The organism is Rhizobium sp. NLR22b (genome assembly GCF_019685295.1).
Lineage (GTDB): Bacteria > Pseudomonadota > Alphaproteobacteria > Rhizobiales > Rhizobiaceae > Rhizobium.
The window spans coordinates 149,878-171,258 of the sequence record NZ_JABDWM010000016.1 but is presented as its reverse complement, the minus strand read 5'-3'; the positions used below and the strand labels follow the sequence as shown (position 1 = coordinate 171,258).

Sequence of the window (21,381 nt, the reverse complement as noted above, 5' to 3'; positions counted from 1 at the left end):
CGCTACTCTCCCGGCAGCCGCGCAGAGGCGTGCTCGACGCTCGCGGCTCCCGCTATCGCCCGCAGGTTGTCCAGCAGTGCGTTTATCCGCATCACATCAAGGTGGGCGTGGTAATCGTCGCCGACTTGCATCACCGGAGCCATCTCGCAGGCGCCGAGGCATTCGACAGTCGAGAGCGTGAACAGCCCGTCCGGGGTGGTGCCGCCTTTCCTGATCCCCAGCACTGTTTCCAGATGGTCTAGCAGGTCCTGCGATCCGCACAGCATGCAGGAAACATTGTTACAGAGCTGCAGGTGGAACATCCCCACCGGTTCGGTATGGAAGAGGGTGTAGAAGGTCGCCAACTCGTAGACCCAGATCCGCTCGACTCCGAGAATGTCGGCGACCTCTTCCAACACTGGCCCAGGCAGATGGCCATGTACTTCCTGCGCGATCAGGAGCGCGGGCATGATCGCAGAGCGCTGGTCGGGATACCGCGCCGCCGCCTCTTCGATCTTTTCGCGCATGGTCATCGCATTCAAATCCTTGCTACTTGTCCACCTCCGCCATCACGGGATCGAGGCTGCCGAGCACGGCGATCATGTCCGCCAGATAGCGGGCGTTCGCGACCCCGAAGAGGGCCTGAAGATTGACGAACGAGGGGGCCCGCACCTTCATGCGGAACGGTTTTGGAGACCCGTCGCTGATGATGTAGAAGCCAAGCTCGCCCTTTGGCGCCTCGATTGCCGAATAGACCTCGCCCCTCGGCACCTTGAAGCCGTAAGCCGACAGGTCGAAATGCTGGATCAGCGCCTCCATCGAGCAGTGCACCCGATCCTTGTCCAGCGGGAAGGCGATTGTCGGCATGTCGATCTGGAAAGGCCCCTCAGGCATCTGGTTGATGCATTGTTCGATGATCCCTATGCTCTCGCGCATCTCATCGACGCGGCATCGCCAGCGTGCATAGCAATCGCCCTCGTCACGGGTGATGACGTTGAAATCGAGCCGGTGGTAGATCTCGTAGGGCTCGTCGCGCCGGATGTCCCAGTCGACACCGGAAGCACGCAGGTTCGGGCCGCTGAGGCCGAGATCGACAGCATCCTCTGCGGAGATCACGCCGATCCCCTTCGTGCGATTGAGAAACACCCGGTTATCTTCGAGCAGTCGCTCATAGTCGCGGATACGGTTCGGAAAGATGTCGCAAAACTCCCGGATCCTGGGGAAGAACCCATCAGGCAGATCCTCGCGCACCCCGCCAACCCGGCAGAAGGACGTGTGCATGCGCGCACCGGTGATCATTTCCAGGAGGTCCATGATCATTTCACGCTCGCGCATGACGTAAAGCAGCGCGGTCATGGCGCCGAGATCCATCGGCAGCGCGCCGGTGATCAGGAGGTGACCGGAGATCCGTGCCAGCTCGGCCATCATCACGCGGATATATTGCGCTCGGATTGGGGCTTCTATGCCGAGGAGTTTCTCGACCGCCAGCGCGAAGGCGAGGTTGTTCGAGGGCGGACAGAGATAGTCGAGCCGATCCGTCAGCGGGAAAATCTGGGTATAGGTGAAGCTCTCCGCCAGTTTTTCAGTGCCACGATGGAGATAGCCGATATGCGGATCGACGCGCTCGACGAACTCGCCGTCCAGTTCGAGGACGAGCCGAAGAACCCCATGGGTGCTGGGGTGCTGCGGACCGAGGTTGAGAAGCACTTCTCTGGTATTGAGCGCTTCACCCTCAGGCCTGCTGAGCTCGGTGACTTCAGTCATCTCAACGTTCCGGCGTAGAACGGCCTCCCTTACGGAATGTCCCTGGTGGCAAGGTCGGGCTGTGTTGGCGGCGGACCCTCGGCACCGAAGGGGTTCAACTTGTCCTTATAGCCCCTGAGGGGGAAATCCTTGCGTTGCGGAAAGCCCTCGAAGCCTTCCCACATGTAGATCCGGCGCAGATCGGGATGTCCCTCGAACCGGATACCATACATGTCCCAGGCCTCACGCTCATGCCAGTTGGCGGTACGCCAGACGCCCGTGACCGAAGGCACTTCAGGAGGATCGCCAAGTCGGCACTTGATGCGGACCCGCCACCTGTTGGGCAGCGAGTAAAGATGGTAGACCGCCTCGAACCGCGGCATTTCGGGATAATGATCGACGCCGCAAATGTCCGAGAGGAAATTGAACTGCAGCGCCGGATGCTCTTTCAGGAGCCGGCAGAACTCAACGATCCTCTCGGGCGCAACGGCAAAGGCTTCGATACCGTGCGCAGTGCCGAGGTCCTCGATTGTTTCTCCGAAGCGCTCCAGGATCGGAGCGCGATTGAGGGACGGCTCCGCATTCATGACGCTATAACCCGATCCAGAGGTGTGCCGGCGAGCGCCCGGGACCTCTTGATCTTTTCTTGAAGCAGAAGGAAGCCGTGCATCAGCGCCTCGGGCCGGGGCGGACAGCCAGGCACATGCACATCGACGGGCACGAAGGTTTCCGATCCCTGCACCACGGCATAGGTGTTGTAGACCCCGCCCGAAATAGCGCAGGTGCCCATGGCGATCACCCAGCGCGGTTCCGGCATCTGGTCATAGAGTCGCCGCACGACGGGCGCGAATTTCCGGGTCACGGTGCCGGCGATGATCATGACGTCGGATTGTCTCGGCGAAGGGCGGAACACCACGCCGAACCGGTCGAGATCGTAGCGGGCACAACCGGCCGAGATCATCTCGATGGCGCAGCAGGCAATGCCGAAGGTCTCCGGCCACAGCGCCGATCTCCGGCTCCAACTGATGATGCTGTCGGCCGTGGTGAACAGCACGCTGTCGCGGATCGCGTTGTTTACGCCTCCCATTCCAGCGCTCCTTTCAGCCAGGCGTAGGCGAAGCCCACGAGAAGCAGCAATATGAAGACGATCATCTCGATATAGCCGACCAGCCCGATCTCTTTCAGGACGACGGCCCAGGGAAAGAGGAACATCGCTTCGACATCGAAAACGACCAGCAGGATCGCGAGGATAAAGAACGGCACCCTGAAGCGGCCCGCCGCCGCCTCGCCCGCTGCGTCCATGCCGCATTCATAAGGCATGTTCTTGGCGGGATAGGGATTGGATGGGCGCAGCAGCGAGGAAACCAACAACGTCACCCCCGCCACCAGAACGACTCCGGCGATCATGAAAAGAACCGGCAAGAATTCCATTGCAGTCATATCACTGCACCGGTTGCCCACCGACCTCATCCCGACGGGGTAAATAGGTCACGCCGCGGAGCGACTTGGGCAATCCTTCCTTCTCTTTCAAGTCTATTCCGTCGGTGTGATCATTGCAAATCCAATCGCTCACCCGCCAAAGACCGAGTCTTGGGCAAGCTTCAGAAACCACGACGGAAATAGGCCGATGCCGATGGTGCCGGCAGCGGTGACGGCGAGTGTCGCGCCCACCAGAGGCGTCAGCGCCGGGGCGAACGCCCTCTTCGGCTCGTGCATATAGATCACCATGACGATGCGGATGTAGAAATAGGCGGCGACCGCGCTGAACAGCACTGCGATGACCGCCAGCATGACGAAACCATGCTCGACGAGGGCGACCAGCACGTAAAACTTGGCGAAGAACCCGGCGGTCGGCGGAATGCCGGCCAATGAGAAGAGATAGAGCAGCATCAGAAGCGCCAGCCCCGGATGTGACTTGGCGAAACCCGCATAGTCTTCGATGACCTCGCCCGAGAAATCGCCGTTCCGCATCATGATGACGGCGCCGAAAATGCCGAGATTCATGAAGGCGTAGATCAGCAGATAGAGCATCACGCTGGCGATCCCATCGGCGCCGCCAGCGGCTACGCCGAAAATGGCGAAGCCGGCATGGGCGATACTGGAATAGGCCAGGAGACGCTTGAAATTATCCTGCACCAGCGCCACGAAGCTGCCAAGCGCCATCGTCACCACCGCGATGACGGCAACGATGATCCAGACGTCCGAGGCTGCGACCAGAGGGTTGAGGAACACCCGCAGAATCACCGCGAACCCCGCCGCCTTGGGGCCTACCGACATGAAGGCGGTGATCGTTGTCGGCGCGCCTTCATAGACGTCCGGCAGCCACATGTGGAAGGGAACCGCGCCGACCTTGAAGACCAGCCCGGCGACGATGAAGACCACCGCCAGCAACAATCCTGGATCGAGCGGATCGCCAGTCACGGCTGCAGCCATCCCGTCCAGTTGCGTTGTGCCGGTGAGCCCGTAGACCAGCGAAACGCCGTAAAGGAAAATCCCGGTCGAGACCGCGCCGAGGATGACATATTTCAGCGCTGCTTCGTTCGACCGCCGCTCACGCCGCAGGAAGCCGGTCAGCACATAGGTGCAAATCACCATCAGTTCGAGGCCTGCATAGATCGACAGGAGATCGGTCGCCGAGGCCATGATCATCATGCCCGAAAGCGCAAAGAGCAGCAGGACATAGTATTCGCTGCTCCCGATCCCTTCGATATCGGCATATCTTCGCGAAAGGAGGAATGTCAGAACGGTGGCTAGGTAGAATACGAACTTGAAGAAGACCGCGAAGCGGTCGGCGACGAACATGCCCGTGTAGGCCGGCCGTACCTCGCTCGCCAGCATGAGCGTCGCCAAGGCGGCAATCAATATGATCGCGACCGACGCCCAGACAAGGAAATCTTCCTGTCCCCTTCGCACAAACTGTCCCAGGATCAGCAGGATGCAGGCGCCGGTGATCACCACGATCTCGGGCAGGCTCGCTAGGGCCGACTGGAAAAGCGCGGCGGCGGTCATTGGCCGCTCCCCCTACTGTGCACATGTGTCACCAGATGCTTCACCGAGGCATCGATGACGTTGAGAAAGGGTTTCGGATAGAGCCCGACCCAGAGCACGAAGACGGCCAGCGGCAGGATCGCAGCCATCTCACGGGCGTTCACGTCGCGTATCGTTAACCGGGCGCTTGCGCTGGCCGGGCCCAGCGCGACCTTCCCATACATGCCGAGCAGATAGGCAGCCCCCAGCAATGCGCCCAGAACGGCGGCCGAGCCAAAGACCAGGTTGGCCGCAAATCCCCCTGACAGCACCAGCAATTCGCCCACGAACGAATTCGTTCCCGGCAACGCCATCGACGACAGGGTAAACAGTGCCAGAAACGTGGTGTAGACCGGCGCCACCTTCATCAACCCGCCATAGTCGGCGATGCTGCGGGTATGGGTCCGCTCGTAAATCAGCCCGACGAACAGGAAGAGGGCGCCTGTCGTCACGCCATGATTGAACATCTGCAGGATGCCGCCCTCGAGCCCGCGGAGGTTCAGCGCAAAAATCCCCAGTGTTACGAAGCCCATGTGGCTGATGCTGGAATAGGCCACCAGCTTCTTCAGATCGTCCTGCGCCAGCGCGAGCAACCCGCCATAGACGATCGCAAGCACCGAAAGCGCGAGCATCAGCGTCGAATAATACATCGATGCCTCCGGCAGCATCGGCAGCGAGAACCGCAGGAATCCGTAGGCGCCCATCTTCAGGAGCACGCCGGCGAGGATAATGCTGCCCGCCGTCGGCGCCTGCACATGGGCGTCCGGCAGCCAGGTATGGAGCGGCACCATCGGCACCTTGACCGCAAAAGCGATCAGGAAGGCGAAGAACAGCCAGGACTGGATCCGGAACGGCAAGTCCTGCTCTGTCAAGGCGAGGATATCGAAGGTCCTGCCACCGTAGAAATAGAGCACGATGACACCGATCAGGAACAGGAGGCTGCCCGCCAGCGTGTAGAGGAAAAACTTGATCGCCGCATAGACCCGACCCTCGCCGCCCCACACGCCGATGATGAGGTACATCGGGATCAGCATCGCCTCCCAAAAGACGTAGAAAAGGAACAGATCGAGCGCACAGAAGACGCCGAGCATCAGCGCTTGCATGAAGAGCAGGCAGATCATGAATTCCTTCACCTTGCTGTCGATCGCGACCCAGGAGGCGAGCACGCAGATCGACCCCAACAGTGCGGTCAGGAACACGAAGAGCGCGCTGATTCCGTCGATGCCAAGGGCATAATTGATCCCGAGCGCGGGTACCCACGGGTGCGTCTCGGTGAACTGCATGGCATGGGTCGTGGTGTCGAAGCTGACCAGCATGGCGATGCAGAGCGCAAGGTCGAGGACGGTGAAAGAGAGCGCAGTCCACCGCACCGCATCGGCACCGCGCAGGAACATCAGAATCGCGGCCCCGACAACGGGTGTGAATATGATGAGGCTGAGCAGCGGGAAGCCCATGGCACCCCCTATCGCCACGCCACGACGAAGACGGCGGTGGCTGCGATAAGACCGACGATCATCGCTAGCACGTAATGGGTCACGACACCCGTCTGGAGCCGCCTGAGCCGCCCGCCGCCGTTCAGGATCGAATGCGCAATGCCATTCACGACGGCATCCACGCCGGCAAGATCGAGCCGGAGTCCTGCCCGCGCCGCGCCGCGCAGCAAGGGCAGCGCCGCGGTCTCGGAGACATTGCTCACCGCCTGCTCATAGCGCGCCAGCGGTCTTTCGGCGAGCCACATGAAGGCCCGCGCACCCTTGCGGTAAAACCAGTCAGTGTCGAGGCTGATCGTGTTCTCGGGATCGAGCGCCCAGAGGAACAGCACGAACCCCAGGGCGGTGAACATCAGCAGCCCGAGGCTCTCCATCACATGCAAACCCGTATAGGGTTCGAAATCAACCGGATAGGGCAGAAGCGCATAAAGCGGCTGGGGGAACACCCCGATCGCAATGCAGAGCACCGCCGCCATGCCCATGGCAATCAGCATGTTGCGCGGCGGCTCCCGCGCCTCCAGTTTCCGGTCCGTCCCGAAGAACATGTAATAGGGAAGCTTGAGGCCAGTGTGCAGGAACGTCCCGGACGATGCCATGGTCAGCGCCAGCACCACCAGTGCGCGGTGATCCGCTCCTGCAGCCGCTATCACCATCGATTTGGTGACGAACCCCGAGAAGAACGGGAAGGCCGAGATCGCGAAGGCGCCGACCATGTAAAGCGCCACGGTCAGCGGCATGGTTTTGTAAAGCCCGCCAAGCTCGGTGAGCTTGCGTCGGCCGGTAACGTAGATGACGGCGCCGGCACCCATGAACAGCAGCGCCTTGTAGAGGATATGCGCGAAGGCGTGGCTGGTGGCTCCGTTCACCGCCATCTCGGTCCCGATGCCGATACCCGCGATCATGTAGCCCACCTGGCTGACGATGTGATAGGCGAGAAGCCGCCGGCAATCGTTCTCCAGCACGGCGTAGATGACGCCGTAGAGCGCCATGATGGTGCCGAGCCAGACAAGAAGCTCGGTCCCCGGAAACGCCCGCGCCATCACATAGACGGCGGTCTTGGTGGTAAACGCGCTCATGAACACCGCCCCGGTGACGGTCGCCTCCGGATAGGCATCGGTCAGCCAGGCATTGAGCGGCGGCACGGCCGCGTTGAGGATGAAGCCGGCGAGGATCAGGTAGTCGCCGACCCCCATTCCTCCGTTGGTGAGGGCCCCCGCGATCGGGCCGAAAAGCAGTGAACCGGTGGCGAGCCCGTGGGAAATGATGCCGCCGAGCAGGACGACGCCGCCGGTGATATGGACCATGAGGTAACGGAACCCGGCCCGGATCGCCGGCCCACCACGCTGCGCGAAGACCAGATAGGCGGAGGCGAATGCCATGCCCTCCCAGAACAGGTAGAGGGTCAGGTAGTCACCGGCAAACACCACGCCAAGTGCGCTGCCGACATAGACGAATGCCGCCACGTGCTGGCCGGCATCCGTCAGGTGCAGCGCGTAGACCATGCCGATCAGCGCCATGATGGTGAAAACGGTGGCAAAGACGATGCTGAGCTTGTCCACTTTCGCGATCAGGATCTCCTGCCCGATGAACCGCGCTTCGCCATAGCTGCCCGGCTCCATCGCAAGCACGGCAAGGATCGCCAGCGCAGGGATCAGAAGCAGATAGGCCTTGCGGACCCACCCGCCGAGGAAAGGGATCGGCAGGGCGCCAAGAATAAAGAGCAGAGCCGGATGGATGAAGTCAGTCATAATAGTCCTCGCGCCGCATCAGCCCGACCCGATGGCCGAGAAACTTGGAAACGAAGATAAGCAGGACACAGGAGACGAATCCGTAGACGGCGGACCAGCCCGGCAGACTGTCCCACAGATATTCGGCGTGCTCGCGGAAGACCAGAAAGTCGGCGACGACGATCAGGACGAGCACGAGGTAGAACAGTCGGCGCCGCCGCCTCGCATATTGCTCGGCACCAAAGAAGTCGACGACACGCTTGATCATCGGATCACTCCGTCTGCCAGGGTAAGAAAATAGCTCGGGAAAATGCCCATCAGCACCGACAGGATCGCCGTTGCGACCAGCGGAATCGTCACCAGTGGAATTTCACGGACCGTCGTGCGGCTCTCCTGCGTCTCCGCCTGGAAGAAGGCGGCATAGCTGACCGGCAGGAAATAGGCGGCGTTCAGGATTGAGCTCACCAGGAGCACGACCAGGAACGCGGTCTCTCCCGCCGCCACGGCCCCCTTCGCCAGATACCACTTGCTGACGAAGCCCGCGGTCGGCGGTATCCCGATCATGCTGAGCGAGGCGACGAAAAATGCCCCCATCGTCCAGGGCAGCCTGCGGCCGATACCGGCCATGTCGCTGATGTTGCGCTTGCCCGACGCGCAATAGATCGACCCGGCGCAGAAAAAGAGCGTGATCTTGGAGAATGCGTGCGCCGCGATGTGGATGATCCCGCCGACCATCGCGACCGGCGACAACAGAACCGCGCCCAGGACGATGTAGGAGAGCTGGCTGACCGTCGAATAGGCGAGCCTGGCCTTCAGGTCGTCCCGCGTCAGGGCGTAAACCGACGCCATCAGGATCGTGAACGAAGCCAGATAGGCCGTGGCGATGCCGAGACCCAGCCCACCCACTAGTCCGGTGCCGAAAACATGGAACACCACCCGCAGAACGCAGAACACGCCCATCTTGACCACTGCCACTGCATGCAAAAGCGCGCTGACCGGTGTCGGCGCGACCATCGCGGCGGGCAGCCAGGCGTGCATCGGCATCACGGCGGCCTTGGCGAAGCCGAAAAGATAGCAGAAATAGACGACCGTCAGCAGCGCCGCCGAGGCATCGCTCCCCGCCAGCAGTCCCCCCGCGACAAAGTCGAGCGACCCCGCAATATGGTAAGTCAGCGCCAGTGCGGCGAGCAGCGCGCTTTTCGAGGCGCCCATCAGATAAACGAGGTACTTGCGGCCACCCCTCCATCCCTCCTCGTCCTCGTGGTGGTAGACGAGCGGATAGGTGACGAGGCTGAGCACCTCGTAGAAGATCACCAGCGTAAACAGATTGGCGGCGAAGGCGCCCCCGGCGGCGGCCGCAAGACTGCTGGCGAAGCAGGCGAAGAACCGGGTCTGCGCATGCTCGTTCAAATGCCGCATGTAGCCAATGGAATAGATCGCCGCCACGATCCATAGCAGCGACGAGACGGTGGCAAACACCATTCCGAGCGCATCGACCCGGAAAGCAAAGTCGATCCCCGGCAGAATCTCGAACAGGCGCAATTCGACCGTCCCGCCCGCCAGCACCGTGGGCGCCATCGACAAGACAATCGCGAACATGGCGATCGCGGCCAATGGCGAGACCAGATTGCGAAGTCTCTCGCGGTTATTCAAAAGGAGAACTGCAAGGGCGGCCAGACCGGCGACGGCGATGGCAAGCAACGGCCGGATCGATACAACCGGGTCCAAAGCCGCTATCCTTTCATCACCGTCACGTCGTCGATCTTGAGGGTGGATTTGTTCCTCACGAGCGCAACCAGGATACCGAGGGCGACGGCAACTTCCGCCGCGGTGATTGCGATGACGAAGATCGCGAAGATCTGCCCGCGGAAATCAGCGTGGTAACGCCCGAAAGCGATGAAATTGATGTTGACCGAGTTGAGCAGCAGCTCCAGCGACATCAGTACGACGAGAATATTGCGCCTGAGCAGCACGCCCGCCGCTCCGATCACGAACAGGACCACTCCGAGCACAACATACCACCAGAGCGGAACCATCATCCCTGCTCCTTCCGCGCCAGCATGATGGCGCCGACCAAGGCCGCCAGCAGGATTACGGAGGCGGTTTCAAACGGCAGCAGATAGTCGGCGAAAAGTGCTGTGCCAAGCTGCCTGACCTCATCGCCGCCGCCCATCGCGACGGGCTCCACGACCGAAAAGCGGTCGCTCCAGAGCACCAGCACGAGCATCTCGACCCCGAGCAGGACGAGCAGTATCAGAGCCGGCAGGTTGCCGCCCGGCAAGAACCGCTGCAACACCGCTTCGCGCACATCGATCATCATGATCACGAACAGGAACAGGACCATGATCGCGCCGATATAGACGAAGATCTGGATGACCGCGAGCAACGGCGCCTCGAGCAAGACGAAGATTGCCGAGATCTGCAGAAAACACGCCATCAGCGCCAATGCGCTGTGAACCGGATTGCGCGCCAGGACCACCGTCAGGGCCGTGATCACGGATACCGCAGCGAACAGAAGAAAGAACCCCTGATCCATCGACGCCGACCCTCCGACGCGAACTGCCACTCGGCGCGAGACGGCCGGGTTCGAGACTGCGCCGCAACTTCAGATGCCTTCGCAAATTGTGCCCTAGTATCGGATTTTTCACAAGATTATTGTCATCGGGGGAGCAAGATCGAGTCCGTCCGGATGTGGCGAAGGTCGCTTGCCAAGCGCGCGCTTTCGATGGGGCCTGCAAGCAGGCGAAGCCGACGACGCGGGACAGAAAACAACAAATCCTGCTTCCCAAATCAACATTCGCCAAGCCGCCAATAGGCGCATTGGTATAAGCTCGGGGCCGAGAAGGTAGAGCATGGACGGGCGAGAAATTCCTCTTGCAGGCCATCTTCGTCTCCCGGTTGAATGGTGGTCGACGAGGCTGGAGCGGCTGTCTCGATTGCCTTCTTGACATCCGTGGGCGCTTACCGCGCACCCTGATCCAGGCGCGTGCGGATCGCGTTCATCTGCTCGATCTCCGCACGCTGGCCGCGCGAGATATTGGCGCAGAGCGCGACCAGTTCAGGATCGTTGAGGGCGGCTTCCCGGCACATGAGGATTGCACCTGAATGATGAGGCACCATGGAGGCGATGAATTGGCGGTCGCCTATGAGAGCCTGTGTGCGAGTGCCTGCAAATGCCGCGACGAACAGGATCACAAGGCCGACATGGATTGCGGCGTTCAGCTTCCTGTTCCGGTACATGCCGCCCATGGTGGCGAGCATGATGATGCCCATCGGGGCCACCATCGTCAGCGCCATGTAGAGCATGTTGAGATTGTTCCGGAAATCGCTCCAGCCGTCGATCATCGAGAACATCACGAAGTACATGACGATGAGGCTGAGGATCATGTTGACAGCGAACATGGAATAGGGATGCCTGCTCATCTCCTCATGTCGGGAATTATGGTGGTCGCGCATCGCTAACTTCCTTCCGGCCTCCGGACCGAGTCGGAAGGCGGTTAAAGCAATTCCAGGAAAAGTGCGAAGCCGTTTTCCCTCCGGAATCGCGTCAATCCAAAAGGTTAGAGCGGTTCTGCGCTTCCGTGAAAAGCTGAACCGCTCCAGATATTTCCGAGGCAACAACTCGGAGGCATATCGCCTTAACCTTGCATGGGCGGGTTGGTTCCCGGGTTACCAGAGCTTGCCGGATGCGGGAGCCCGAGCTTGCTGATCAGATCGCGCCGTCATAAGCGATCTACGTCATCATCCCCGTCGCCATGTGGTCCAGGTGGTGGCAGTGCAGCGGCCAACGGCCGGGATTGACGGTATCGAGCGGTGCCAGGTGGCTTCGTGTGATTGCCTCGCTAGTTCCCGTCTTTCAGGGAGAAGGCGAGTACATAGTCGCCGACATCAGTCGAATTTGCTGCTCCGCCAATCGAGACCAGAACATATTGCTTGCCTGTCTTCGGTGAGACGTAGGTCATCGGCGTCGCACTCGAGCCGACCGGCAGAGGAAATTTCCAGAGTTCGTTGCCGTTCTCGGCGTCATAGGCGCGGATGTAGTAGTCCTGGAAGCCGGCAAAGAAGACGACGCCGCCGGCGGTCGTAGATGTGCCAGCATAGGTCGGCAGGCCCATCGACATGGGTAAATTCATCTTGATCTTGAACGGTCCGAGCTGTTCAGCAGTCCCGGCCGGCACCTGCCATGCGATTTGGCGTGTGTTCAGATCCACGGCCGTCAGCGTGCCCCATGGTGGTTGCGTACAGGGAATGCGCAGTCTCGACGTCCATTTCTCGGTCGTCATACCATAAGGTGTGCCGCGCTGTGGGGCGGAGGGGCCGTGCGCGGTCGTGACGAGGGCGAAATCGACGTAATCGGCCCGCGGAACGAGGGCGAAGATGCTGGGAACGCGAATGTCGTTCATGAAGACGCGGTTGTTGGCCAGGTCGACCGAGACGCTTCCCCAGTTGAGACCGCCCAGATTTCCCGGCTGCTGAAGTGCGGGATGCGTGCCGATCGGGGTGAAATCGCCGTCGTAGCGCATCTTGCGAAAGGCGATGCGGCAGGCCAGCTGATCGAACATCGTCAGGCCCCAGGCCCGCTGCTCCGTGACACGTTCCGCACCGATCGTCGGCATGCCGACGGAATAAGGCTGTGTCGGTGACAGTTTCTCCTCCGGCGCGCCGCCCGTTTGCGGCACCGGCTTTTCCTGAACTTCGGCGAGGGGAAGGCCGGTCTGGCGATTGAGCAGGAAAAGCTGCCCACGTTTGGTGGTCTGCAAGATGGCCGGCACGGTGGCGCCATTGCCATCGGGCAGGTCGATCAACAGCGGTTGGGCCGGCAGATCATAGTCCCAGATATCGTGATGCACGGTCTGGAATTTCCATCTCTCCCTGCCGGTCGTCACATCGAGCGCCACCAATGTCGCGTTGTACTGATCGGCGAAAGCCGGACGACTGGCGCCGTAATAATCCGGCGTGGTATTGCCGAGCGGGGCATAGATGAGGCCGAGTTTGTCGTCGAAGGCGGCTGTCGTCCACATATTGGGCGTGGCGCGGGTGTAGGTCTCGCCTGCTGGCGGAAGCTTGGTGATCGCAGGATTGCCGAGATCCCAGGCCCATTCGAGCTCACCGGTCACCACGTTGAATGCGCGGATCACGCCTGACGGCTCGCCGACCTCCTGATTGTCGGTGACCCAGCCTCCGATGACAATCAGGTTGCGGGCAATCAGCGGAGCCGATGTCTGGAAATAGTAGCCGGTCTTGATTTCACCCATGCCCTGAGAGAGCTGCACGGTGCCGTTGTCGCCGAAGCCCGTGCATGGCGCGCCGGTCTTGCTGTCGATCTCGAGGAGGCGGGCATCGATGGTCGTCTGTATCAGGCGCTCGTTGCAGAGGCCATCGGGCGATCGGCTCTCCTCCGGCATCTTGTAATAGCCGAGGCCGCGGCAACGCTGCCAATAAGGCGCCGACGCCTTCGGATCGAAGGTCCAGCGGGGTTTTCCGGTATCGGCATCAAGGGCGGCGATCACATCCGTCGGCGTGCAAGTGTAGACGGTATCGCCGATCTGCAAAGGCGTGTTCTGGTCGACGCCGTCGCCTCTTCCGGTGCGATATGTCCAGGCAAGATCCAGCCTGGCAACGTTGCCGCGATTGATCTGATCGAATGGGGAATAGCGATCACCCGCCGTGCTGCGACCGTAGGATGTCCAGTCGGAGGGGGAATTGTCGCCTCTGACAGCCTTGTAGACAGGAATATCGACGGAGGGACGGATCACCTCATGCGGCATGAAAGCAAGGCCAAAACCTGCAACAAACAGAATGGCGGCAAGCAGGGCGCTGCCGTGGAAGAGCTTCGGATTGGCGGTCGGCAAACGCGCTGGTGCAAAAAGAAACGCAAATCCCGCCAGCGCAATAGGGGACATCAAGCGTGCGAAGAGCCCCCAGAAATTGGTGCCAGACTCCCACAATGCCCAGGGAAGGGTGAAAACGGCGACAAGCAGGATGATGAGTGCGCCCAATGGCTTGCGGCGCCATAGCAGAACGGCCGCGATGAGGTAGGCAAGCCCTGTGATTGCGTAATAGGGCGAGCCGCCGAGGCTGAGCAGCAAGGCGCCGCCTCCCATCAAACCCAGTCCGATGAAGGCGAGAACGATACAAAACAGAGCGGCCAGAAGTTTCATCGTCTCCTCATCCAATTCGCTGCGCGATCGCCCACATTCGTCTCCGACCATCGAACGGCGCCTCGGGCAGCACAGGGCCATTGGACCGATGGTCAGCTATTCGTCCCGAAGCGGGCAGTCCCTCAAATTTTTCCTGATGTAGCTCTGGTCACTGACACGTGTCCCCGAGCCGGCAATGATGCTTGCGATTGCGTCAAAACTTCTGAAAGGGTCACTGATGGTTCTCGGCGAAAAGCTTGATCTGGCGAAGGGGCGGCCGACAGGATTTGACTACATGCGATTGCTGTTGGCCTTTTCTGTGCTTTGGATACATACGGCTCGCGTCACCTATGGCGATGATCTGTTTTTGTGGGAAACGTCCCTGCGTCCTTTTATCAAGTCGGTGCTGCCCATGTTCTTTGCCTTGAGCGGGTTCCTGGTCGCCGGCAGTCTCGGGCGGTCGAAGACGTTGATCTCTTTTCTTGGCAATCGATTTATCCGGATTTACCCCGCCCTCGCAGTGGAAGTGTTTCTGGCTGCTTTTATACTTGGAGCGATCTATACCGAGTATGACCTCAGTAACTACTTTACCGACCCCCAGTTTTTTACATATCTGCTGAATGCCACCGGGCACATTCACTTCAATCTTCCGGGTGTGTTCCTGAGCAATCCTGACGCCGCGATGGTGAATGGGCAGCTCTGGACCGTGCCCTTCGAGCTTGAATGCTACGTCGCGATTGCCGCGCTTTTCCTGCTCGGCGTGGTCAGGCGGCGCGTGCTCGCGCTCATCGCAACGACGGCGTTGATCGTGGGTTTTGGGCTTGCGAGATATTGGAAGCATGAAAGCAACTGGGCATCCATGCCTACGACCGCGTCGGGGAATCTGCTGATCGGCGCCTTCCTCGTGGGCGTGACCATCTATCTCTATAGGGACAAGATTCTGTGGGATGTCCGCATCTTTATCGCTGCTGTGGCCGTCATATTGTGGGCTTATTGGTTCAGCTCCTTTGGGGACTTCGTTGCCATTCCGGCTATTGGATATGTAACGGTCTTTCTCGGCCTGACCTCGCCCCGCAAGCTCGGAGTGCTTCAGGGGGCCGACTATTCCTACGGCGTATTCCTCTATGGCTATCCCATCCAGCAGGCCTTCGTCGCGCTCGGACCCTGGGCGCATAACTGGTGGCTGAATGGGATCGTCTGCAGCATCATTGTCACTTGTTTTGCCGCCTTCTCATGGCGATTCATCGAAAGGCCGGCGTTGGAATTGAGGAAACAGGTGACTTGGCTCGAGAACCTCTACCTGCAGCGCGGCACAAGACGGGAATTGGCCGGCGCGGTTTTGAAATAGGCTTCTCGACCGCCCATCCGGGAGTGTGCGTGACCAGCAGAGAGATCATCGGGGTTTGCGGTCGCCGCGAGCCTTGTTGATGCGCGGCGACTATTCCAGATGAAAGGCTTATGCCGACCGCAACATGACTTTTCGGATGTTGCTGCACCGAGTGCGCTGCATGTCAGCGCTGGAACCGTTCAGATTTCGCTACTGGAGATATTCTTCCAATCTTTCCAGCCTTCACCCTGAATGAGCCCGTGATCGGACAAGTCCTTCCAGTTCGTGTAAGTGCCCGTATCGTCATGGACGAAGTCAGTCATGTCCTTGCCGGAGGAGTAAACGGTGTATTCATCAGTATGCTGAGAACGATGCGCGGCATCGGAAACCTTATGCACGAAGGTCGATAGGAACTTGAAGTGGAGAAGGGCGCCGGATACGCAAAGTGCGCCGCGCATCTCGCCCAGATTCAGGGAAAGCGGCCAGACCTGGTGCGATGATTTGAGAAACAGCCGTTCACCTGTCACATAGACGAGAGGGATCTTGTTGAGCGCCGGCCCGTCCCACAGCCGATCGTGAAAATAGATGCGTCCGCGAACGCCGCCTTTGATCCATATTGTCCAGTTGCGTTCGTCGAAATGTGCGACATAGCCGGATCGGTCGAAAAGGTTGCAGACTTCGAGCGGGTTGCGGCCGGGTTCACATATGTTTTCGAGAACCGGACGCGGGCTGTACATGTCGATCATGACCGAGCGGAGGGAATGGCCGCCAGTGGCTTCCATGTAGGCGGTCAGCTGATCGATCGGGCGGGTGTCGCAATGCGGATAGACCAGGAACTCGTCTGCATCGACATAAAGGACCCATTTCTCCCGGCAGTGCCGGTTGATGACCTCGTTGATCCAGTCGTTTCCGAACCTTGCCGCCTTGTAGGAGCCATGCGCCGAAAGGAGCGTGACATCGTCGAAGCCGGACAGCAATTCGGCCGTTCCGTCCGTCGAGCCGTTGTCGATGCAGATGAAATGCTCGAAGCCGAGATCACGATAATATTGCAGGAAAAATTCCAGCCGATGGCCTTCGTCACGGATGACGCAGATGACCACGTGACGCGCCTGCCTGAGGCCGCTGCGCAACCGGTCGTAACGAACCTGCTGAGCCTTGAGCGACCGGCGCAGGCGAGCTTTTGCGTAATGCGAGATACTGGCCACGGAAACCCGATAACTCATATTCCATCCTGAACATTATCCGTTCCCGGATTCATTAGGCTTGCTTCGAGAAGCCCGACAGACGGAGCGCAGAGCAATTTCGGCTGGTGGGAACAATATGCGGTCATCATACGGCGTAATCGCCAACCAGCAGGCTCTGGACCCGTGGGTGGGGGCCGTTCCTCTCGATCGCGTGTTCGATGCGTGCCCGCATCGACCGGTATTTATAGAGCATCTTCCGATCGAAGCTTATTCCGCGATAGAGCGCGTTGTAGATCGGATGGGCTTTCCGCAGATCGACATAGACTTGGCTTTCCCGATCAGTCCATGGAAAGAAGGTTCCATGCCATGGCTTCGGATGCGCCATGTAGTGGACGATCGCCAGCGACGACATGTTCACCAGATGCAGAAACTGCTTGGGAAAGTTCCAGCGGTTGGACACGAGGATGAGCGATGAACCGCGAACGTAGTTCAATGCGCCCTGATCATGTTTGCCCTCGCAAGCCTCGGGGTTGCTGGCGAAAAGCTCAAGCGCTTCCTGCCCGATCCAGCCGTTGCGATGGAACTTCAGGACCCCTGCATTGAAGTAGTGGTTGTCCTTTCCAGTGTTGAGGAAGTCCTGGATTGCCGTGTAATCGCGGGCGGCGAAAAACCGGCCCTCAGGCACGGTGGCGTTTTCGAGTTTGCCGAGATCGCTGACGATCTGGGTATCGCCATCGAGATAGATGATCTGGCTGTAATGGGCAGGCAGGATCTCGCAAAGGACAAGTTTGGCCATCGTGCTGACGCTGATGCGCCCCCTAAAATGCGAAGGGTCGAGCTTGCCGAGCGAATCTTGCAGCGCGTCGGTCGCATCGACCAATTCGACTCCGCTCGCGGTGAGGAGGGCTCTCAACTCATTGAAATTGTCGAGACGTTCAGACATGAGCACGCAAACGTCGCTTGCGGGGCTTGCGAATTTGCGAGCCTGAAGCGCGGAAAGGATAGTTGGAAATGAATATTCGACATCCGTGACGTAGACGACGCATTGATTGTTCATGTCTTCACCCTTCCGGTACTCTTCAATGCGAGTGAGTGACTGCTCCCTTCAGGATAGAGGGAACAGTTGTTGATCGATCCGGCAGACCTGTCGTATGACAGGCTGGTCCGGTATATATTTCGGATCGCTGGACCGCTCGTTTGTTGAAACAGCATCCGGCCGCTGGCGGTTTTTGTGTGTTCCATTGTTGAGACGCTCATCATGAAGAATGCCGTGCCTGTCACAGGGCCCCCTTTCGACATTTTGATCCGCGGCAGGACGATGGATTCCGGAAGCCTTATCGAAATGCAGAGGGAGGGAGGATCGTCATGCTGATCACCACCTTGGTGGCGGCCGTGATTTCGATAGCTGCCGGCGCTTCGATCCGCGCCTGGGCCTTCGCGATTTTCGGAATACTTGTGGCAATCGGCTTCGGCAGTGGGGCTTTCGCCGACGGGTCTTCGCTGATCGGGGCGATCGTTTCCGGTATCGCTTTCCTGATGCTCATGGAGATCGGGTATCTGGCGGGCGTGTTCCTGTCCGGTTTTGCGCGCCGTAGCGCCAGATCGCGACAGAACAATTCCGCCGCCGATAACGTCGCAGCCACCAGCGAGCGCCAGCAGGGCTGACGGCGAAACAGGATCGGTCGCCCGTCCTTTCCACGGATGCGGCGCGGGCGATTGGCTGCGAAGCCACCCGGGCAGGCGCATGGCCGCAACGGCGTCCCGCCCTTGGCCTCGAACGAAACTCACGACTGAGGTCATCATGTTGCAAACACCGGCGCTCTCCTGAGAGATGCCGATGCCTCCGGGGCAAGTTGATTTGCGCCAGATCGGGCCACCCGATGCTGCGAGACACAGGGGGTGGCCAGACAACCGGCAGCCAAACCCGCCGTGGTGCTGAACAGCAGACCGAGATCGGTGCCGCTTCCTGAAATCGCAGCAGAGGCGATCTGTGAGATCGATGCCACAATGGCGGCATTTCCGATGGCATGCGTCTCCCGATTGCCGGAGACGTGCCGGCCGGAGGCTCTGACAAGGCTGTGCAGGAAGGCGACGAAGAGAAGCGTGCCGGTCAATCCGACGTTGGAAAGCAATGCGGCGAGGAAACTTGAAGCCCGAACCGTTCCGAGGCCGGCGCCGAAAGTGGCCGTATCGACGAATGCGATCAATGCCAGCGTGTTCCAGGCGGTGCGCTCTTCGCCGGATTGCGATTGGAGTTTGTCCGACACGGTGGTGTTGACGAGGCTGGTGATGGAATTCCACGCATCGGGGACAAGGCTGAGAGCGACGATGGCGCAAGGGATCAGGAAGAGAGTTATCGCCAGGAAAGTCACGTGCGAGGTCTTGGCCGATCCTGCGATCATACGTTTGCAGCAGAACAGCACGAGCATGCAGACAACGAAAAGCCCGGCGATATAAGCGGTTGTCGATGTGCAGAGCAGGATCGTCGGGCCGATGAGAAGCGTTGCCATACCGGCCATACAGCTTCGAACACGCTCCAGCCAGAGCAGAAGCGTGAACGAAAAATAGGCCAGTGCGACCGTCCCATAAATGCTTGCTTCGGGAAAGGCGCCGACGATGCGTTTGAAGCCGCTGATCGTCTCGGCCGTATGCATGGTATAATTCGCGTTTCTGATGACATCGAGCAGATAGGACTGGCCGGTCAGGAACGTTCCGATATCAAGCAAAGCCAGAGCAAAACATGCGATGGACGCGACGATCAACTGCTGTGCGATGAAACTCGCATATCCGAGCCTCGCAAGCCCCGCGACCACGGCAAAGCAGGCGAGGTCGCCAAGCAGATAGACAGATTGACTAAGATTGGATGAGCCTGGCGACAGGGGCGCGGCGACAGTCGACATCATGCCCGTCGCATCTCTCGCAGAGGAGTAGACGAGGGTCGCGCCTGCAAAAATGCGCGGCAGGAAAAACGACGACACGACGGAAAACAGGACGTAGGCGGCAAACCAGAAGCCGGGACCCGGATAGGCGATGCTAACCAGCGCCGCTTGCGTCTGGACCGGACGCAACAAGGTGGCGGCGACGATAAACAGGAGCAGAAGATGGCTTGGCTGAATACTGCTGCCGCCGAGCGCAGGCAATTGCAGAGCCGCCGCGGCTCCCAGCAGCGTCAACAGGCAGAGGGTTGTCACGGCAAAGCGCGCTCCTTTGACTGTGGTGATCAGGCCAAGCAGGAGAACGATGAAACCGAGCGGCTCTATCGACATGCTTCTAATCCTGAACCGGGCAAACAGCTGAAATAGCGCTTTGGCCGAATGCGGCATCGACAAGCCGATATGATGGACGAGGCGAAGGCCGCCAGCTGTCGTCGCTGATCATCATCGCCTCCTAATTCGATCCCGTCTGGGATATCCAGCTGCGGCCCGTTGGATTATCCCTGGCCACATCAGATGACGAGAGTGTCGAGCTCTGCGTCCGGGGTGAGGGCTGCAGCGGCGACGTTGACGCCTGAAGGTTGGTGTCCAAACCGACCTCGATGAGATCATGCGGCAGCAATGCGGTTTGCTCGTCGGCCACGATGTTGCTGGAGGTTCCGTCGTTATTGCGGCGCACAATCCTGTAGTTCTTCTGCGTTCTGCCAAGTCCCGGCGCGTCCGCGTTCATCTGAGCAAGCTGAGCGTCGTAGCCGGCCTGTTCGCCCAGAAGCTGGGCTACCTGGATATCGATTGCCGCCCTGCCGATCGCCAGATTGACCTGGTTGAGCAGCTCCTGGTTTTCGCTATTCTGCCTGTTGACGATATTGATCTTGGAACGGTCGGCCTCACTGAGGCCTTGGCGAGCCGTGGTCAGGGCAACTTCGAGATCGATCAGGGTACCCTGTGCATCCGCAACCCAGCGGTCGACAGACACCTGGCGGGAATTGCTGACCAATCCCTTGCTTACCAGGCTGTTGACGTTGTCCAGTTCCTTCTGGGCAAGGTCAATCTGCCGCTTTTGCGAGCTGATCTTGGCCTCGAGTGACTCGACCTGCTGGCCATAGAGGCGGGTGAGGTCATTCGCCGCTTCGATCTGGCTATCGATATCGACGCGGCGCAGCCGCATCAGGTTCAATTCCTGTGCCTTCAGCTTGTCCATATCGGGCGTTCCGACGAGTTCGGCGGGAACCTCGAAACTCTGCTCACCGGCGATTTCCGCCCGCAGCCGCGCCTGCCGCATCAGGAGGTCGCGCCGGTTGAGGACGGCGGTTCGATAGGCCCCGGCTGCCTGAATCCGGTCGCGCTCGAAAGTATTGTCTTCGCGTTCCCGCAGAAAGCCGCCAGCGATGCTGATGGCCTTCATGACCGTCATCCGCGGTTCAAAAGGATAGCGTCCCGGGGTTTGAACGGTGCCGGTCACAAAAATCGGCGCATGCTCGGCAACCTCCAGGGCGATGTATGGCTTGCCAGGAAGTGCCGCCTTTTCCGCGAGCGCGCTGGCGATGGCAGCGGCGAGTTCTTCGGTTGTTCTTCCGGCCGCCTGTACATGGCCAGCGATCGGGATCGACAAGTCGCCGGTATCGTCGATGGTGTAGACACCATCGAGAGCTTCCCAGCTGGCATAGCGGGAGTCCGCTGAACGCCATTCAACGACGCGCAGTCTTACCTTGTCTTCCGGCACGAGGGTGAATGTTTGCGCGTGGGCGACGCTCCAGCCGGCGAGGCAGCAGAAAACCAGCAGGGCGAGGGCCGCGGAGATGACGCGATCGGGCAAGAATGTGCGCTGCAT

The 21,381-nt window shown here is 60.0% G+C and carries 21 protein-coding genes; 2 read left to right on the top strand and 19 right to left on the bottom strand.

Going from position 1 to position 21,381, the window contains the following annotated elements; all coding sequences use genetic code 11:
* Positions 1–2: 2 nt before the first annotated feature.
* From nuoE to HJC00_RS24355, 15 genes are all read right to left on the bottom strand, one after another.
* Positions 3–512: an NADH-quinone oxidoreductase subunit NuoE gene (gene nuoE / locus HJC00_RS24425; RefSeq protein WP_221144562.1), complete on the bottom strand. Its 510-nt coding sequence runs from the start codon at positions 510–512 to the stop codon at positions 3–5.
* Between the two features lie 16 nt (positions 513–528).
* Positions 529–1,743, bottom strand: coding sequence for an NADH dehydrogenase (quinone) subunit D (gene nuoD, locus HJC00_RS24420; protein WP_221144564.1), 1,215 nt, complete (start codon positions 1,741–1,743; stop codon positions 529–531).
* 29 nt (positions 1,744–1,772) lie between these two features.
* A complete protein-coding gene (locus HJC00_RS24415; RefSeq protein WP_210629996.1) occupies positions 1,773–2,309 on the bottom strand; it encodes an NADH-quinone oxidoreductase subunit C in 537 nt (178 codons plus the stop codon).
* Entirely contained in the window at positions 2,306–2,809 is a 504-nt protein-coding gene (locus HJC00_RS24410; protein WP_003582024.1) for an NADH-quinone oxidoreductase subunit B family protein, read from the bottom strand. Before HJC00_RS24410 ends, HJC00_RS24415 begins: the two co-directional genes overlap by 4 nt.
* Positions 2,797–3,162 (bottom strand): NADH-quinone oxidoreductase subunit A, encoded by a 366-nt coding sequence (locus HJC00_RS24405; RefSeq protein ID WP_210629997.1) that lies wholly within the window; start codon positions 3,160–3,162, stop codon positions 2,797–2,799. Before HJC00_RS24405 ends, HJC00_RS24410 begins: the two co-directional genes overlap by 13 nt.
* A gap of 129 nt (positions 3,163–3,291) precedes the next feature.
* The gene (locus HJC00_RS24400; protein WP_221144566.1) at positions 3,292–4,731 is read right to left on the bottom strand and encodes an NADH-quinone oxidoreductase subunit N; all 1,440 of its coding nucleotides are present in this window, start codon (positions 4,729–4,731) and stop codon (positions 3,292–3,294) included.
* Positions 4,728–6,203: an NADH-quinone oxidoreductase subunit M gene (locus tag HJC00_RS24395; RefSeq protein ID WP_210629999.1), complete on the bottom strand. Its 1,476-nt coding sequence runs from the start codon at positions 6,201–6,203 to the stop codon at positions 4,728–4,730. The genes HJC00_RS24400 and HJC00_RS24395 overlap by 4 nt, the downstream gene beginning before the upstream one ends.
* 8 nt (positions 6,204–6,211) lie before the next feature.
* Positions 6,212–7,987: a Na(+)/H(+) antiporter subunit D gene (locus HJC00_RS24390; RefSeq protein WP_221144568.1), complete on the bottom strand. Its 1,776-nt coding sequence runs from the start codon at positions 7,985–7,987 to the stop codon at positions 6,212–6,214.
* Complete coding sequence (locus tag HJC00_RS24385) at positions 7,980–8,234, bottom strand: hypothetical protein (RefSeq protein WP_210630001.1); 255 nt, start codon at positions 8,232–8,234, stop codon at positions 7,980–7,982. The genes HJC00_RS24390 and HJC00_RS24385 overlap by 8 nt, the downstream gene beginning before the upstream one ends.
* Positions 8,231–9,694: a monovalent cation/H+ antiporter subunit D family protein gene (locus tag HJC00_RS24380; protein ID WP_210630002.1), complete on the bottom strand. Its 1,464-nt coding sequence runs from the start codon at positions 9,692–9,694 to the stop codon at positions 8,231–8,233. The genes HJC00_RS24385 and HJC00_RS24380 overlap by 4 nt, the downstream gene beginning before the upstream one ends.
* 5 nt (positions 9,695–9,699) lie before the next feature.
* Positions 9,700–10,002, bottom strand: a complete 303-nt coding sequence (gene nuoK / locus HJC00_RS24375; RefSeq protein ID WP_221144734.1) for an NADH-quinone oxidoreductase subunit NuoK — start codon at positions 10,000–10,002, stop codon at positions 9,700–9,702.
* Complete coding sequence (locus HJC00_RS24370) at positions 10,002–10,502, bottom strand: NADH-quinone oxidoreductase subunit J (RefSeq protein WP_210630004.1); 501 nt, start codon at positions 10,500–10,502, stop codon at positions 10,002–10,004. The genes nuoK and HJC00_RS24370 overlap by 1 nt, the downstream gene beginning before the upstream one ends.
* A 425-nt stretch (positions 10,503–10,927) precedes the next feature.
* Complete coding sequence (locus HJC00_RS24365; protein ID WP_210630005.1) at positions 10,928–11,422, bottom strand: DUF305 domain-containing protein; 495 nt, start codon at positions 11,420–11,422, stop codon at positions 10,928–10,930.
* A gap of 277 nt (positions 11,423–11,699) precedes the next feature.
* Positions 11,700–11,786 (bottom strand): multicopper oxidase domain-containing protein, encoded by an 87-nt coding sequence (locus HJC00_RS24360; protein ID WP_259669948.1) that lies wholly within the window; start codon positions 11,784–11,786, stop codon positions 11,700–11,702.
* Between the two features lie 22 nt (positions 11,787–11,808).
* Entirely contained in the window at positions 11,809–14,127 is a 2,319-nt protein-coding gene (locus HJC00_RS24355; RefSeq protein WP_221164723.1) for a membrane-bound PQQ-dependent dehydrogenase, glucose/quinate/shikimate family, read from the bottom strand.
* Between the two features lie 217 nt (positions 14,128–14,344).
* Between HJC00_RS24355 and HJC00_RS24350 the strand changes: the two genes are divergently transcribed.
* The gene (locus HJC00_RS24350; protein WP_221164724.1) at positions 14,345–15,454 is read left to right on the top strand and encodes an acyltransferase; all 1,110 of its coding nucleotides are present in this window, start codon (positions 14,345–14,347) and stop codon (positions 15,452–15,454) included.
* A 179-nt stretch (positions 15,455–15,633) separates the two neighbouring features.
* Here the strand turns inward: HJC00_RS24350 and HJC00_RS24345 are convergent, their stop codons facing one another.
* On the bottom strand, positions 15,634–16,656 hold the full coding sequence (locus HJC00_RS24345) for a glycosyltransferase family 2 protein (protein WP_221164722.1): 1,023 nt from the start codon (positions 16,654–16,656) through the stop codon (positions 15,634–15,636).
* Between the two features lie 106 nt (positions 16,657–16,762).
* On the bottom strand, positions 16,763–17,674 hold the full coding sequence (locus tag HJC00_RS24340) for a glycosyltransferase (RefSeq protein ID WP_221144575.1): 912 nt from the start codon (positions 17,672–17,674) through the stop codon (positions 16,763–16,765).
* Between the two features lie 308 nt (positions 17,675–17,982).
* Between HJC00_RS24340 and HJC00_RS24335 the strand changes: the two genes are divergently transcribed.
* Positions 17,983–18,282 carry a hypothetical protein gene (locus HJC00_RS24335; protein ID WP_221164721.1) on the top strand — a complete coding sequence of 100 codons (300 nt, stop codon included), beginning with the start codon at positions 17,983–17,985 and terminating at the stop codon, positions 18,280–18,282.
* 134 nt (positions 18,283–18,416) lie between these two features.
* Here the strand turns inward: HJC00_RS24335 and HJC00_RS24330 are convergent, their stop codons facing one another.
* The gene (locus tag HJC00_RS24330) at positions 18,417–19,883 is read right to left on the bottom strand and encodes a hypothetical protein (protein ID WP_221164720.1); all 1,467 of its coding nucleotides are present in this window, start codon (positions 19,881–19,883) and stop codon (positions 18,417–18,419) included.
* Positions 19,884–20,004: 121 nt separating this feature from the next.
* Entirely contained in the window at positions 20,005–21,381 is a 1,377-nt protein-coding gene (locus HJC00_RS24325) for a polysaccharide biosynthesis/export family protein (protein WP_210630011.1), read from the bottom strand.